Source organism: Ruegeria sp. AJ12 (assembly GCF_056536245.1).
The window spans coordinates 554,799-568,385 of record NZ_JBQFJJ010000001.1 but is presented as its reverse complement, the minus strand read 5'-3'; the positions used below and the strand labels follow the sequence as shown (position 1 = coordinate 568,385).

Sequence of the window (13,587 nt, the reverse complement as noted above, 5' to 3'; positions counted from 1 at the left end):
CTTACCCTTCCGAGCGGCCCTTGCCGCCGTCATCCTTTTCGCGCAAGCCACGCAGGCGCTGCGCTTCCTCTACAACACGTTTGGCGAGTCCGCCAGAGGCCAAGGCCGCATGAATCACCGTTTGGCGCCCAAAAGCCTGTCCAAGCTCGTCTGCGGTCAGCCAGCCAATGTATTTGCCGAAATGCGGCGTGCTTAACTTGGACTTGCCACGCCCCGACCCGTCTGCGGCCTGAATCAACACTTCGGCCTCTTCCCGGTCCAGCCACGTCTTGACTTTTTCATAGCCCGCAACCGCGTCGCCGGACTTGCGCGCAAGGCTGAGCAATTCGATCACTCGGCGTGCGAGTTGTTTTTCAACGTCGTTCGCAAGATCCTCAGGCGTCGATACCTGGGCTTTGAACCCCCGCGCGAACAGCTTTTTGCCGATGGCCCTGTCCAACGCTTCACGATCGGCCGAAACGTAAACACCACGCCCCGGCAATTTGGCCCCGACATCCGGATACACCCGACAGTCAGGACCCGTTACAAAGCGGATCAGCCCGAATTTGGGCTGCACTTCGCCTGTGGCGATGCACTTCCGCTCTGGTCCGTCAGACCGATCCTTATGGACGCCACCGCGACCCATACGCGCCACCCGAGGCCTGAATCAGGCCTCAGCCTCCTCTTCAGCCGCTTCGCCTTCGTCTGCTTCTTCGGCCTGTTCCAGGTCAGCCGGATCGACCCAGCCCAGCATGATACGGGCCGTCATCACCAGTTCCTGCGCCTCTTCCAGCGAAACACCGAAGGGTTCGAGAACGCCGTCATCCTTGATGCGCTCACCGTCGACCGTCGTCCAGCCGCCGGCCAGTTCCCAGTCGGCGCAGGTTGCAAAGTCTTCCAGGGTCTTCACATCGTCCTTAGCCAGCGCCTCTACCATCTGGGGTGTGAGGCCTTCGAATTCAATAAGGCTGTCCTCGACGCCCAGCGCGCGGGCCGCGTCCAGAGCGGCCTTGGCCTGCGCCTCCAGGAACTCACGCGCCCGGGTCTGCAGCTCTTGCGCGGTGCCTTCGTCGACACCGTCGATCACCAGCAGTTCTTCAATCTCAACGTAAGCAACCTCTTCCAGATTGGTAAATCCTTCCGACACAAGCAACTGCGCGAAGAATTCGTCCAGATCGAGGCTGTCCATGAACAGTTGGGTACGGGCTTCGAACTCTTTCTGACGACGCGCCGATTCTTCGGCCTCGGTCATGATATCGATGTCCAGACCGGTCAGCTGGCTGGCCAGACGCACGTTCTGACCGCGACGGCCGATGGCAAGGCTCAGCTGTTCTTCCGGAACCACAACTTCGATCTTGCCAGCCTCTTCGTCCAAAACCACCTTGGAGACCTCGGCGGGCTGCAGCGCGTTCACCAGGAAAGTCGGCTGATCTTCATTCCATGGAATGATGTCGATTTTTTCGCCCTGCAACTCGTTCACAACGGCCTGCACGCGGCTACCGCGCATGCCAACGCAAGCGCCGACGGGGTCAATCGAACCATCATACGAGATCACGGCGATCTTTGCGCGCGAACCGGGGTCACGGGCGACGGCCTTCACCTCGATGATACCGTCATAGATTTCCGGCACTTCCATCTTGAACAGCTCGGCCATGAATTCCGGCGCGGTGCGCGACAGGAATATCTGGTGGCCACGGACCTCGCGGCGGACTTCTTTGATATACGCACGCACGCGATCATTCGGGCGATAGCTTTCGCGGCCAATCTTGTCGTTGCGACGCAGAACGGCTTCGGCCCCACCCAGATCGATGATGACGTTACCGAATTCCTCGCGTTTGACGGCACCGTTGATGATTGTGCCGGCACGATCCTTGAAATCTTCGTACTGACGATCCCGTTCGGCTTCGCGGACCTTTTGAAGAATGACCTGTTTAGCCGACTGAGCCGCGATACGGCCCATTTCAACCGGCGGCACTTCTTCAACAAAGACGTCACCAACCGCAGGCGTTTCCATGTACTGCTTGGCCTGTTCGACGGTCATTTCGGCTTGATAGTTCTCAAGCTCTTCATCCTCGACCACGGTACGGACGCGGGTAAAGGTCGCCTTACCGGTCTTGCGGTCGATGCTGACGCGAATGTCCATCTCGGCGCCGTAGCGGCTCTTGGCGGCACGGGCGAGCGATTCCTCCATCGCTTCGACAACCAGACCGGGGTCGATCATCTTTTCGCGGGCCACGGCCTCGGCGGTCTGCAGCAGCTCCAGCTGGTTGGCTGAGGTGATTGCCATCAGTTCGTCTCCTCTTCGGACCCTTCGGTCTCAATCTCGTCGAAAGCGTTTTCGTTCAGGGCACCGGCGTCTTTACGCTGGCGCAGCATTTCCTTGATCAGATCATCGGTCAGGACAAGCTTGGCATCGCTCAGCCAGTCGAATTGCAGACCGATGGTGATCGTTTCATCCCCTTCGGGGATATTGATCAGGACCTCATCCCCTTCGATGCCGGCCAGTTCGCCTTTGAAACGGCGGCGACCGTCTATCAGCTCAGCGGTCTCGATCTTCGCCTCGTACCCTTCGAACATCTCAAAATCCTTGAGGCGGGTCAGAGGGCGGTCGATACCGGGGCTGGAGACCTCCAGCGTATAGGCGTCAAGGATTGGATCCTCGACATCCAAAGTGGCGCTGACCGCGTTCGATATTTCGGCGCAATCGTCCACTTCGATGCCGCCATCGGGCTTGTCGGCCATGATCTGCAACGTGGTCTGCTTGCCGCTCATCAAGCGGATGCGGACCAATTCATACCCCAGATCCTCGATCACAGGGGTGATGATCTCGGCCAGTCGCCGGTCGATGGCAGCTTTGGCTATCAGGTCGTTTGTCATCTGGTTCTCTACCCTGTCGTCGGGCACAAAAAAACGGGCGCGCGGCCCGTCGATCTTTTCCGGTGGAGCCCCGGACCAGAAGTCCGACACGCCGCTGTTGAAACTGCATATACGCAGGAGTTTCCGAGTCTGCAACCCCTGCAATCGGACAATGGCAGATCAGAGCCGATTCAGGGGGCCGTCAGGCGATCCACCACCGCTCTGCAATACGACCGTCATCCAGACACCCAAGACCTCCAATTTGCCGTGGCATACCAACAGTGCCTGACGCAGCCAGCGCCACTTGGCTCTCGGACGGGTGATATCGCAGGCCCCGAATACGGCGCGCATCCTCGGGATTCGGCAGGACAGCGACGTCCACAAATCCATCGCGCAATGCCTCGGCCCGAACGCGATCGTCGGGGATCACGATGATTTCGACTTCATCCGCCCAACCGGCACGTCCGTCTTTGTAGTGGTTTGCCACGCGGCGTCCCAAAAAATGCCGATCATCTTCGGCCCGTTCCACGCGATAGCATCCGGTGCCGTTGGCCGCCCCGAGCGGCGTCACACCCTGCCCGGCGCGCGTAATGACGAAACGGCTATCGGCCAGCAGGAAGGGCAGACCAGGATTGGTCTCGGCCAACTCCAGTCGCACCTGATGCGGAGTCAGAGACTCCGCGCGTCCAAGCTCGGCCAGTACGGCCTGCACATCTTCAACCTGCAGCGGTGAACCGTCATGAAAGGTCACGTCATCTCGCAGATCGAACGTCCAGATCCGCGCCTCGGCATCGGTTTGCCATTTAATGGCCAACTCGCCGCGCAGGGTTCCATCCGGGGCCACTTCGGTCAGCGTGTCAAACACGGCACCGCGCGCCACCTGCTCCAGGCTGTCATCACGCGGAACGGCAAGGCGCAATGTGCCACCGGTTTTCGGCGTGGCCGCCAGCGACGTGCCAGTGGCCGCCAGCAGGGCCGCCGCAGCACCCGATGCAAACAGAGCACGGCGGTCAATACGCGTCATGCCACGCCCTCCGCCACCCGGTCCATGATACGTACAAGCTCAGCGCTGATTCCCGGTTCGGACAAGGCGTGACCTGCGTGCCGCACCATCTTGAGCTCTGCATTCGGCCATCGCTCGGACAGTTTCCAGGCGGCTTGCGGCGGACAAATCATATCATACCGTCCCTGCACAATATGGCCGGGGATACGAGAAATCTTGTCCATCCTGTCCAGAATCTGCCCATCCCGCTCCAGAAATCCGCGGTTGATGAAATAGTGATTTTCGAGACGGGCAAAGGCGCGTGCGTATTCTCCGGGGCTTTCACCCGTGGTTCCATTGGAATGGATCGACGCCAGCGCGTTTTCCCAACTGGACCACGCCCGCCCATACAGGATTTCCGTTGCGCGATCACCAGAAAACAGGCGCTTGTTGTAGGCACCTATCGTGTCGGACAACTCGCTCTCAGACAGCAGAGCGGTGAACTTTGACCACTGATCGGGCCAGAACTTTCCCGCACCCCCGCCATAGAACCAATCCAGCTCGGCCTTGGTCATCAGGAAGACACCGCGCAACACCAGACGGCTGACACGGTCGGGATGCGACTGCGCATAGATCAGGGCAAGCGTTGCGCCCCAGCTGCCGCCAAACACGGTCCATTCCGGAATATCGAGAAAGCTCCGCAAGCGCTCGATATCGTCCACCAGATGCCATGTCGTGTTATTCTCGACCGAGGCATGGGGGCGGGATTTCCCACATCCCCGCTGGTCAAACAGAATCACCCGGAATATGCGCGGGTCGAAATACCGGCGCATCGCCGGGCTGCATCCGCCGCCCGGGCCGCCATGCAAAACTACAACCGGCAACCCATCCGGATTGCCGCTTTGTTCCATATATATCTGGTGACCGTCGCCGACACCCAGCATGCGCTGATCGTACGGATCGATCGGCGGGTACAGATACTGAACTGCGCGCTTTTGGTCCGGGTACTTGTCCATTATGGCCCTATATAGTCCTTAAGCGTAAAAGAGCACACGGAGACAGGAATGCAAGCGCATCCGAACACGGTGGACCCGTCCGAGATCGCAAAATTCGAGGCGATGGCCGCGGAATGGTGGAATCCGCATGGGAAATTCAAGCCGTTGCATATGCTCAACCCCTGCCGGTTGGACTACATCACCCAGCAGATCGCAGGCGAGTTTGACCGAGATTTGAAAACTTTAGAACCATTCCAAGGCCTGCGCGTGCTGGATATCGGCTGTGGTGGCGGATTGCTCAGCGAACCGATGGCGCGGCTGGGGGCTGATGTGGTTGGTGCGGATGCGGCGGAACGCAACCTGCCTGTCGCGCGCATTCACGCCGAGCAATCGGGGCTGGACATTGACTACCGCCACACCACGGCCGAGGATATGGCCGCCGCAGGTGAGCAATTCGACGTGGTCCTGAACATGGAGGTGGTCGAGCATGTGGCCGATCCGCAGGCGTATCTGACAGCGACACAAGAGTTGCTGAAACCCGGCGGGTTACAGGTGTGTTCCACCATCAACCGCAACCCGAAATCCTATGCCATGGCGATCATCGGGGCCGAGGTCGTCATGCGCTGGCTGCCACGCGGTACACATGAGTGGAACAAGTTCATCACCCCCGATGAGCTGTTCGACCTGCTGCGTCAGGCCGGGCTGGACCCGGCGGACCGCAAGGGGTTCGTCTTCAACCCGATCCTGTGGAGCTGGTCGATCTCGGACCGGGATTTGAGCGTGAATTATGTGACGGCGAGTGTGAAGCCGAATTAAGGAAGATTTTTTGACTCGATCTTTAAGTTACGCGCTGTGGCGCGCAGTATTTTTTGGAGCTGCAATTTTCGCTGCTACCATATTCAATAGCCCGCTAGCCACATCACAAGAGGTAGCCGGCGGGTTCGTGTACGAGCATGAAGGCGTTCCGCTGTATGGCTATGTAAGCGATCCTAAGGTTTCTGGGGCGACTCATGAAATTGCAGATCGGTACTTGGGCTCAAGTTCGAACAAGTATGATCTGGTAAGGGCGTTGTATTTTTTTGTGTTTATTGACCCCGAGATAGTTTCGGAAGGCAAGTTTGTGAAACCAGTTGGTTTAGAACTATCGGAGGAAGCCACAAAACCATTTGCTTCACACGAACTCTCCAACGAAGGATGCAACGTAGGAAAAATAAGCGCTACTAATGAAGATGTAAAAGGTGAGTATTTGATATGGCTTATCCATGGCGGTGAATTCGAGGGCGTGGATGGAATAGAATCCTGTCTTCTATTCGCAGCGGCTGCTGCTGCTGGGGTTGGCTTGCAAGGCAACCCAAAAATGGAGGCCAATGATTTGCGGCGGCTTCTAGATGCGTTGATCTTGGGAATAAGGTGAATACAAAAACCTGTGCTTAAAAGCAGATCGCTTCCAAACCCAAGGACAAAAGGTGAACAGTGGCTCGTTAACTACCAAGAAGTCCAAAAATTCTTAGACTTCACGTCTGACCACGGTCGTCTTCGGTCTGACATAGGACAACGGATTTCGCCCCTACTCACCCTCCAACTGCAACCGCAAATCCCGCAGCACGGGCAACGTACTCCGCACCCGCTCCAGTCCCAGCTCTCCGACCACGCGGTTGATCAGCGGGGCGATCGACGAAATCGCCTGATCGCGTGCACGGCGACCGGCGGGGCTGATGGCCACCATCTTGCGGCGGGCGTCGTCCCAGTCGGGGCGGATGTGGATGTATCCGGCCCATTCCAGCTTGGCCAAAGTGTTGGTCATCGCCCCTCGGGTCACGTGGAACGTATTGGCCAGTTGCGCCGGGCTGCGCTCGTCGCCGACAAAGACCAGATGGTTCAGCACTGAGAAATGCGAGATTTCCATGCCCTTGGGCAGCACCCGGCTCAGCCGGTTGCGCAACAGTTGATCGGCAGTCAGGATCTCGCTGAACAGCGTGACCGCCAGAGCATTGTGTTCGTCCGTCATGGTCCGATACTGGATCAGGGCCCTTCAAAAGAGCGGGCGTTTGTCAAAGACGGCACGCGGCGGCGTGCCTCTGTCACAGAACTATCATCCAAATCGAAAAAGTGAATGCCCGGATCGGTGCCTGCGTCGATCAGCACCTCACCCCACGGGGCCACTACCATGCTGTGACCGTGGGTAAATCGCGTCTTTCCGCGGGTGTTCGGGTGTTCCCCGGTCTGGGCGGGGGCAATCACCCAACACCCATTCTCGATCGCCCGCGCGCGCAGCAGCGTCTCCCAATGCGCGGCCCCGGTGACGGGGGAAAACGCGGCTGGTATGGTGAGAACCCGTGCACCCGCCCGCGCCAAAGCCGCATAGAGATGCGGAAAGCGGATGTCGTAACAGACGGTCAGACCAACCTTGCCAAATTCTGTATCGGCGATCACCGCCCTGTCCCCGGGGCGGTAATTTGAGGATTCGCGAAACGTCTCGGTCTCGGTGACCTGCACGTCAAACATGTGAATCTTGTCATACCGCGCCACAACCTTCCCTTGCGGGTTGATCATGAAGGAGCGGTTGGCAAAGCGCCCATCCGGATCGTGGGTTTTGACCCCGAGCGAGCCGATCAACAGCCAGACACCCAATGCGGCGGCCTGTTCGCGCAGACCTGCTAGCGTGATGTCGTCTTCTTCGTGCTGCAAGACCTCGCGCTGCCGGGTTGTGCTGGTCGACACACAGTTCGTGACCTCTGGCGTCAGTATGAAACGCGCACCCTGATCGGCAGCCTGAATCATCATGGCACGGACCACGTCCAAGTTCTGGGGCGGGTCATCCGACGACGTGATTTGCAGCAGTGCCGTCTTCATCAGGCAGCCAGCAGGCGATCCAGCTTGCCCTGACGGTCCAACTCATACAGGTCGTCGCAGCCGCCTACATGATCGGCACCGATGAAGATTTGCGGCACCGTGCGTTTACCGCCGGCACGGCTGATCATTTCAGGCTTGCGTTTGGGATGCAGCAACACGTCGATTTCCTTGAACTCAACGCCTTTCTGTTTGAGCAGGCGCTTGGCCGCGTGGCAAAAGCCGCACAGCGGCGATGTGTAGATTTCAACCGGTTTCATATTCCGTCCCTATGGGTTTCGCATGACTTTCGGCGAATTAGGCACTCTTGGCAACGCGCGCCAGCACCAACACGAAAATATGATTTGCTCCTGATGCGGTGCAAGCCCGCGCACATTCGGCCAAGGTCGCGCCGGAGGTCATGACATCGTCGACCAGTAGGACATCCCGCCCCTTTAGTTTGGTTGTTCGCCTGGGATGCAGCGAAATGGCCCCGCTCAGGGTGTCCGCACGTTCTGCTGCGGTCTTTCCGTCGAGAACCGGCGTTCGCGCAGGGCGTTGCAGCAGATCGGGGCAGACGTCCAGCCCGGTTTCGCGGCCCAGATGCTGGGCCAGCAAGGCCGACTGGTTGTAGCGCCGCTTGATCAGGCGGGACCAGTGCAGCGGAACCGGAGCGATCAGCATGTCGGGGTGAAACAGGTCGCGCCCGGCCTGCGCCATCCATCGTGCCGCGGGTCGGGCCAGCTCGGGCCGATCTCCGTGTTTCAGAGCCAGAATCAGAGATCGGGCGCGTCCCTGGTACAACAGCGCAGCGCGCCCGGCGCGCCATGGGCGGGGCGTCTTGAGGCAGTCATCGCATTCTATGCGGTGACCATCGGAGGCACCCGGAACAGGTGTTCCGCAGCTCTCACATACCGCGCCGCCAATAAAGGGCGTGTCACGCCAGCATGGCCCGCACAGGCCAAAATCCGATTCGGTCAACTGTCCGCACCCAAGGCAGCGCGGCGGATAAACCAGCCGGAGAGCGGTTTGAACTCGCTGCCAAATGCGATAGTTGCGCCCTATGAAACTGCCTGCGTCCAATGCACCCTCATTGTTTGATCGACCGGTTCTGGCCCAGCGACGCGCCCGGGTCCGGGACGACGCCCTGTTCCTTCACCAGGCCGCTGTCGACGAGGTGCAGGATCGGCTGTCTATGGTTAACAGATCCTTTACGGATCCGGTGATCGTGACCCCTTTTCCAAGGGTTTGGGCCGACGTGATCGATGGCGCCAACGTCAAACCCGACGACGAGGTTCTGGATCTGAATGCAGGACGTCACGATCTTGTCGTGCACGCGATGGCCCTGCACTGGGCAAATGATCCGGTTGGCCAGCTTATCCAATGCCAGCGGGCCTTGCGCCCGGATGGGTTGTTGTTGGCGGTATGTCTGGGCGGGGAAACCCTGCACGAGCTGCGTGCGGCGTTGGGTCAGGCCGAAATTGCGGTCACTGGCGGGCTCAGCCCCCGGATCGCCCCGATGGCCGAACTGCGCGATCTGGGCGCCCTGCTGCAGCGGGCCGGTCTGGCTTTGCCGGTGGCCGACGCCGCCTCGCTGACGGCCGAGTATCGTGATCTGTTTCACCTGATGCATGATCTGCGTGCGATGGGTGAGACCAACATCCTGTCGAACCGCCTCAAACACCCCACAAGACGCCGGGTGTTCGACACAGCGCAGCAGATCTACAATGACCACTTCGCAACACGCGACGGCAAACTGCCCGCAACCTTCGAACTGATTTGCCTGACGGGGTGGTCGCCCGATGACAGCCAACCGAAACCTTTGCGCCCCGGATCAGCGCAAACGCGTCTGGCCGACGCGCTGGGCACGAATGAGGGCAAACTGCCCGATTGACGACCCGGTATTTCCCTTTATCTCAGGTCAGAACTCGTAAAGTCAGGAAGCCCTTATGTTTGACGCCACCCGCCCTGTGCATGCGCCCGCCGACCATCCCAAAGTCAAGATGGGACGCGTCGGCATCCTGCTGGCCAACCTGGGCACGCCGGACAACTACACTTATTGGCCGATGCGTCGCTATCTGAACGAGTTCCTGTCGGATCAGCGCGTGATCGACTATCCGGCGTGGAAATGGCAGCCGATCCTGCAAGGCATCATCCTGACTAAACGCCCCTTTAGCTCCGGCGCGGCCTACAAATCGATCTGGAACCACAACAAGGGCGAAAGCCCCTTGATGACCATCACCAAGGACCAAACCGCAAAACTGCGTGATGCGATGCAGGCGCGCTATGGCGATCAGGTGATGGTGGATTTCTGCATGCGCTATGGCAATCCGTCGACCAAATCCAGGGTGCGTCAGATGGTGGCCGAAGGGTGCGACCGGATTTTGTTCTTTCCGCTCTATCCGCACTACGCAGGCGCCACGACCGCCACTGCCAACGATCAGTTCTTTCGCGCCTTGATGGAAGAAGCCTGGCAGCCGGCCAGCCGGACCGTACCTGCCTACTACGACGAACCGACCTATATCGAAGCTCTGGCGCAATCGGTTGAGCGCGCTTACGCCGAATTGGACAGCAAACCTGATGTTCTGGTCTGTTCTTATCACGGCATGCCCGAGCGCTATCTGCAGCAGGGCGATCCCTACCACTGCCAGTGCGTCAAGACTTCACGCCTTTTGAAAGAGCGCCTTGGCTGGGCGGACGATCAGATTGTCTCGACATTTCAGTCGCGCTTTGGTCCCGAAGAATGGCTCAAGCCTTACACCGTGGATCATGTGGCGTACCTGGCGCAACAAGGCAAAAAGAACATAGCGGTGATCGCGCCGGCCTTTTCCGCCGACTGCATCGAAACGCTGGAAGAGATCAACGAAGAGATCAAGGAAAGCTTTGAAGAGGCGGGCGGTGAGAATTTCACCTATATCCCCTGCCTCAACGACGACGATTCGCACATTGCGGCGTTGAGCACGATCATCGAAAACAACCTGCGGGGGTGGCTGGACTAGCCGGCCGCATCATTCAGGCATGAAAAAAGGCGGTGGAGACTTCCACCGCCTTTTCTCTAGATGACTGGCGTCAAATTAGCTTGCTGCAACAGCTGCGGCAACAACGACCAGCAGGATCAGCGGCAGCAGGATGCCCTGCGAAGTGCCCTGTGTCTCTTCGACAACAACAGGTGCTTCAACAACCGGCTCTTCCAGGTTGCCTGCATATGCGGTCGAAGCTGCAGCAGTCAAAGCAGCGGCGAGAACGAGTTTTTTCATATTAACCTCCAGAATTTGCGCGATTCCTTTACCCGGAGCCGCACACCTAAGACTTACCTCGTGAGTTTTTTCTAATCAGCAAAGCGGCGGGATTGCAATTGCAACTTGCCCTGCAAGCGGGTTCGCGCGCCAAAATGTCGTCAAATTAGCAACACTTGCGTGCCAACCTTCGTCATAGAAAACAGCTCTTGGATATCCTCGTTGAACAGCCCGATGCAACCATTCGAAGATCGGCGGCCAATTTTGCGGGTGTCGTGGGTACCGTGGATACGATAATATTTCCAACTCAGATATAAAGCGTGTGTTCCCAAAGGGTTATCCGGTCCGGGCGGGATATAGTCCGGCCATTCGGGATTTCTTTTCTTCATCGACGGCGTCGGCGCCCAGCTGGGGCCCTCGACTTTGCGGATCACGCTGGTGCGTCCACGGCGCGTCATTTCTTCGGTCAGGGGCACCGAGGACGGGTAGAGTTTATAGACGGATTGGTCGTCGGACCAGTAATGCAGCGCCCTTGACACTGTATCGACCAGAATGGCCCCATTCCGGGTGTTCGAGAAATAGGGTTGCCAGTCGAGCGCCCTGAAGCCCGAAATGTTGCGGCGCACGGCCGGTTCAACCTCTGGCGCAGGGCGCAGCGGGTCACCGGGGATGTATTGCGCTATGGCAGGCGTCGCCAACGCAGTTGCTGCGCCGGCAAGAAAACCTCGGCGGGTGGATGAAGGAATACGTTTCTTGACCATCACAGGCGGTCCTTTGCTATGGCAAAAACTGAAATCTGCTCCAATTTATTGCCAGAATGCTTCAGTCGCAAATCAAACCGGCAGAATCACGCAGAATGTGGCCATTGTGCGTTTGCCCAGCACGATCAGGCACGCTATGCCCGTAACGACACAATAATCAGGTCGATCATGACGCGTATCGTTTCTTTACTGTTGATTTGCTTTGTCGCGTTGGCGGCATGCACAGACACCCGGCCAACCACGTTGGGTGCGGATGGCCAGCCCCTGCCGACGGTCTACAAAATTCGCGGCAACCCGGAAAAGCTGCAATTTCGCATGCTCGATTCGGTCAACGCGCTGCGGCAGGCCTCGGGTCTGCAATCCGTTCAATTGAACGCGCAACTCAACGCCGCCGCCGCAACACACTCCAAGGACATGGCAAGACAGAACCGGCCCTGGCATTTCGGGTCCGACGGTTCCTCGCCTTTGGATCGCGCCCAGCGCGTCGGGTATTTCGGAACATTCCTGGGCGAGGCGATTTCGGAAACCTATGAAACCGAGACCGAGACGCTGGCGGCCTGGATGCAGGAACCCGGCCCCAGATCGGTCATCATGGACCCGAAAGCCACACAAATGGGCTTTGCCTGGCACCAGGAAGGGGGCGGCAAGATCTGGTGGACTCTGGAAATGGGAACCGGCGGGTAAGGAACCGCAGACAGAACTTCAAAGAAAGCCCCCGATTTTCGGGGGCTTTTTTGTGGCCTTAGGCCGCCTGCATGGATTGGGCTTCTGTCAGGATCGCATATAGTTTCACCGGATCCGGGTTCGCGCGCAGCTTGCTGCAGACCGATGTGTCGCGCAATGTCCGGGAGACCAGCGCCAGCGCCTTGAGGTGATCCACACCTGCGTCTTCGGGTGCAAACAGCGAAAATGCGATATCCACCGGCTGACGGTCAACCGATCCGAAATCGATTGGTTTTTCCAGCATGACAAAGACGCCCGAAACCGCATCAAGCCCCGGTAACCGGGCATGCGGCAGGGCAACGCCATGCCCTACACCGGTGGGCCCAAGGCTTTCACGCTCCAGAAGGCTATCGACCACGGCCTGGGCCTCAAGGCCCAGCGTGGCGGTTGCAACATCGCCGATTTCCTGAAACAGCCGCTTCTTACTGGAAGCGGCGGACAATACACGTACTGCTTCGGGCTTCAAAATGCTCGAAAGCTCCATGATCATGCTCCATTGGCATTGCCCCTGCGGTCGCAGGGGCGTGCCTCGTTCTCATTGCCTGTTAAGGATCGATCCAGCCGATGTTACCGTCATCCCGACGGTACACGACATTCAACCCATCCTTGTTCTCATTGCGGAACACCAGCACCGGGGCACCAGCCAGTTCCATCTGCATAACGGCTTCACCAACACTCAGCGATGGGATCTTGGTTTCCATCTCAGCCACGATCATCGGCTGCAGAGATTCGGGTTCAGCAGCCGACTCCGATTCGTCAGAGGCGAGGATATAAGAGGACGCTCCGAAGAGTTCAACCGGCTCGGCGCGATCCTTGTGGTGATCCTTCAAACGGCGCTTGTAGCGACGCAACTGCGTCTCCATCTTGTCGCAGCACGCCTCGAACGCCGCATAGATCTCGGTCGCGTGTGCCTTGGCCTGAGCGGTCAGGCCGGTCGAAAGATGCACTGTGGTTTCGCATACATATTCATGCGCCGAACGGGAAAAGACGACATTGGCATCTGTCGGACGCTGGGCATATTTGCCCACGACCTCACCCAGTTCGGTCTGCACATGGGTCTGCAGGGCCGCGCCGATGTCGATCTGTTTTCCGCTGATTTGGTAACGCATGTGATCTCCTTCACAATTCACACCCATTTCTGACGTCACGTCACGTGACGCGCTTGTTTTTATCGGGTGGGGGATATCGGCATGAACCCGGATTGTCCCAGACTCTGCCCTTCAACG

The 13,587-nt window shown here is 58.6% G+C and carries 18 protein-coding genes; 5 read left to right on the top strand and 13 right to left on the bottom strand.

From position 1 onward, the window contains the following. Window position 1: 1 nt before the first annotated feature. The 5 genes from ACR3E0_RS02835 to pip all read right to left on the bottom strand — a co-directional run bounded on the left by ACR3E0_RS02835 (window position 2) and on the right by pip (window position 4,833). Complete coding sequence (locus tag ACR3E0_RS02835; RefSeq protein ID WP_480480928.1) at window positions 2-625, bottom strand: RNA-binding protein; 624 nt, start codon at window positions 623-625, stop codon at window positions 2-4. 21 nt (window positions 626-646) lie between these two features. After that, window positions 647-2,266, bottom strand: a complete 1,620-nt coding sequence (gene nusA, locus ACR3E0_RS02830; RefSeq protein WP_480475974.1) for a transcription termination factor NusA — start codon at window positions 2,264-2,266, stop codon at window positions 647-649. Continuing rightward, the gene (gene rimP, locus ACR3E0_RS02825; RefSeq protein WP_424832006.1) at window positions 2,266-2,856 is read right to left on the bottom strand and encodes a ribosome maturation factor RimP; all 591 of its coding nucleotides are present in this window, start codon (window positions 2,854-2,856) and stop codon (window positions 2,266-2,268) included. Before rimP ends, nusA begins: the two co-directional genes overlap by 1 nt. Window positions 2,857-3,037: 181 nt before the next feature. Next, entirely contained in the window at window positions 3,038-3,859 is an 822-nt protein-coding gene (locus tag ACR3E0_RS02820; RefSeq protein ID WP_480475972.1) for an ABC transporter substrate-binding protein, read from the bottom strand. After that, window positions 3,856-4,833 (bottom strand): prolyl aminopeptidase, encoded by a 978-nt coding sequence (gene pip / locus ACR3E0_RS02815; protein ID WP_480475970.1) that lies wholly within the window; start codon window positions 4,831-4,833, stop codon window positions 3,856-3,858. Before pip ends, ACR3E0_RS02820 begins: the two co-directional genes overlap by 4 nt. A 48-nt stretch (window positions 4,834-4,881) precedes the next feature. Here pip and ubiG point away from each other — a divergent pair, with 48 nt between their 5' ends. Together ubiG and ACR3E0_RS02805 are read left to right on the top strand one after the other, a co-directional pair. After that, a complete protein-coding gene (gene ubiG, locus ACR3E0_RS02810; protein ID WP_480475968.1) occupies window positions 4,882-5,628 on the top strand; it encodes a bifunctional 2-polyprenyl-6-hydroxyphenol methylase/3-demethylubiquinol 3-O-methyltransferase UbiG in 747 nt (248 codons plus the stop codon). A 10-nt stretch (window positions 5,629-5,638) separates the two neighbouring features. After that, a complete protein-coding gene (locus ACR3E0_RS02805) occupies window positions 5,639-6,226 on the top strand; it encodes a hypothetical protein (protein WP_480475966.1) in 588 nt (195 codons plus the stop codon). Window positions 6,227-6,379: 153 nt separating this feature from the next. On the opposite strand, the gene ACR3E0_RS02800 is transcribed toward ACR3E0_RS02805, so the two are convergent. The 4 genes from ACR3E0_RS02800 to ACR3E0_RS02785 are packed head-to-tail and all read right to left on the bottom strand — an operon-like array spanning window position 6,380 to window position 8,724. Beyond that, window positions 6,380-6,820 (bottom strand): MarR family winged helix-turn-helix transcriptional regulator, encoded by a 441-nt coding sequence (locus ACR3E0_RS02800; protein ID WP_037313149.1) that lies wholly within the window; start codon window positions 6,818-6,820, stop codon window positions 6,380-6,382. Window positions 6,821-6,834: 14 nt separating this feature from the next. Further along, window positions 6,835-7,665: a carbon-nitrogen hydrolase family protein gene (locus ACR3E0_RS02795; RefSeq protein WP_480475964.1), complete on the bottom strand. Its 831-nt coding sequence runs from the start codon at window positions 7,663-7,665 to the stop codon at window positions 6,835-6,837. Next, the gene (gene grxC / locus ACR3E0_RS02790) at window positions 7,665-7,922 is read right to left on the bottom strand and encodes a glutaredoxin 3 (protein WP_480475962.1); all 258 of its coding nucleotides are present in this window, start codon (window positions 7,920-7,922) and stop codon (window positions 7,665-7,667) included. Before grxC ends, ACR3E0_RS02795 begins: the two co-directional genes overlap by 1 nt. Window positions 7,923-7,959: 37 nt before the next feature. After that, window positions 7,960-8,724 (bottom strand): double zinc ribbon domain-containing protein, encoded by a 765-nt coding sequence (locus ACR3E0_RS02785; RefSeq protein ID WP_480475960.1) that lies wholly within the window; start codon window positions 8,722-8,724, stop codon window positions 7,960-7,962. Here ACR3E0_RS02785 and ACR3E0_RS02780 point away from each other — a divergent pair. After that, window positions 8,705-9,535, top strand: a complete 831-nt coding sequence (locus tag ACR3E0_RS02780) for a methyltransferase domain-containing protein (protein WP_480475958.1) — start codon at window positions 8,705-8,707, stop codon at window positions 9,533-9,535. The genes ACR3E0_RS02785 and ACR3E0_RS02780 overlap by 20 nt on opposite strands. 55 nt (window positions 9,536-9,590) lie before the next feature. Next, complete coding sequence (gene hemH / locus ACR3E0_RS02775; RefSeq protein ID WP_480475956.1) at window positions 9,591-10,640, top strand: ferrochelatase; 1,050 nt, start codon at window positions 9,591-9,593, stop codon at window positions 10,638-10,640. A 75-nt stretch (window positions 10,641-10,715) separates the two neighbouring features. Here the strand turns inward: hemH and ACR3E0_RS02770 are convergent, their stop codons facing one another. Next, window positions 10,716-10,898, bottom strand: coding sequence for a hypothetical protein (locus ACR3E0_RS02770; RefSeq protein WP_170433947.1), 183 nt, complete (start codon window positions 10,896-10,898; stop codon window positions 10,716-10,718). Between the two features lie 140 nt (window positions 10,899-11,038). After that, window positions 11,039-11,638 (bottom strand): L,D-transpeptidase, encoded by a 600-nt coding sequence (locus ACR3E0_RS02765; protein WP_480475954.1) that lies wholly within the window; start codon window positions 11,636-11,638, stop codon window positions 11,039-11,041. Between the two features lie 168 nt (window positions 11,639-11,806). Here ACR3E0_RS02765 and dalA point away from each other — a divergent pair, with 168 nt between their 5' ends. Next, window positions 11,807-12,322, top strand: a complete 516-nt coding sequence (gene dalA, locus ACR3E0_RS02760; RefSeq protein ID WP_480475952.1) for a divisome-associated lipoprotein DalA — start codon at window positions 11,807-11,809, stop codon at window positions 12,320-12,322. A 58-nt stretch (window positions 12,323-12,380) separates the two neighbouring features. Here the strand turns inward: dalA and ACR3E0_RS02755 are convergent, their stop codons facing one another. Continuing rightward, on the bottom strand, window positions 12,381-12,845 hold the full coding sequence (locus tag ACR3E0_RS02755; RefSeq protein ID WP_480475950.1) for a PTS sugar transporter subunit IIA: 465 nt from the start codon (window positions 12,843-12,845) through the stop codon (window positions 12,381-12,383). Window positions 12,846-12,906: 61 nt separating this feature from the next. Continuing rightward, window positions 12,907-13,470 carry a ribosome hibernation-promoting factor, HPF/YfiA family gene (gene hpf / locus ACR3E0_RS02750; RefSeq protein ID WP_480475948.1) on the bottom strand — a complete coding sequence of 188 codons (564 nt, stop codon included), beginning with the start codon at window positions 13,468-13,470 and terminating at the stop codon, window positions 12,907-12,909. Between the last annotated feature and the right edge of the window lie 117 nt (window positions 13,471-13,587).

Excerpts from the sequence above, each read along its gene's own strand:
- ACR3E0_RS02835 (WP_480480928.1), bottom strand. The coding sequence starts at position 625 with ATGGGTCGCGGTGGCGTCCATAAGGATCGGTCTGACGGACCAGAGCGG.
- nusA (WP_480475974.1), bottom strand. The coding sequence starts at position 2,266 with ATGGCAATCACCTCAGCCAACCAGCTGGAGCTGCTGCAGACCGCCGAG.
- rimP (WP_424832006.1), bottom strand. The coding sequence starts at position 2,856 with ATGACAAACGACCTGATAGCCAAAGCTGCCATCGACCGGCGACTGGCC.
- ACR3E0_RS02820 (WP_480475972.1), bottom strand. The coding sequence starts at position 3,859 with ATGACGCGTATTGACCGCCGTGCTCTGTTTGCATCGGGTGCTGCGGCG.
- pip (WP_480475970.1), bottom strand. The coding sequence starts at position 4,833 with ATGGACAAGTACCCGGACCAAAAGCGCGCAGTTCAGTATCTGTACCCG.
- ubiG (WP_480475968.1), top strand. The coding sequence starts at position 4,882 with ATGCAAGCGCATCCGAACACGGTGGACCCGTCCGAGATCGCAAAATTC.
- ACR3E0_RS02800 (WP_037313149.1), bottom strand. The coding sequence starts at position 6,820 with ATGACGGACGAACACAATGCTCTGGCGGTCACGCTGTTCAGCGAGATC.
- ACR3E0_RS02795 (WP_480475964.1), bottom strand. The coding sequence starts at position 7,665 with ATGAAGACGGCACTGCTGCAAATCACGTCGTCGGATGACCCGCCCCAG.
- grxC (WP_480475962.1), bottom strand. The coding sequence starts at position 7,922 with ATGAAACCGGTTGAAATCTACACATCGCCGCTGTGCGGCTTTTGCCAC.
- ACR3E0_RS02780 (WP_480475958.1), top strand. The coding sequence starts at position 8,705 with ATGAAACTGCCTGCGTCCAATGCACCCTCATTGTTTGATCGACCGGTT.
- hemH (WP_480475956.1), top strand. The coding sequence starts at position 9,591 with ATGTTTGACGCCACCCGCCCTGTGCATGCGCCCGCCGACCATCCCAAA.
- ACR3E0_RS02770 (WP_170433947.1), bottom strand. The coding sequence starts at position 10,898 with ATGAAAAAACTCGTTCTCGCCGCTGCTTTGACTGCTGCAGCTTCGACC.
- ACR3E0_RS02765 (WP_480475954.1), bottom strand. The coding sequence starts at position 11,638 with ATGGTCAAGAAACGTATTCCTTCATCCACCCGCCGAGGTTTTCTTGCC.
- dalA (WP_480475952.1), top strand. The coding sequence starts at position 11,807 with ATGACGCGTATCGTTTCTTTACTGTTGATTTGCTTTGTCGCGTTGGCG.
- ACR3E0_RS02755 (WP_480475950.1), bottom strand. The coding sequence starts at position 12,845 with ATGGAGCTTTCGAGCATTTTGAAGCCCGAAGCAGTACGTGTATTGTCC.
- hpf (WP_480475948.1), bottom strand. The coding sequence starts at position 13,470 with ATGCGTTACCAAATCAGCGGAAAACAGATCGACATCGGCGCGGCCCTG.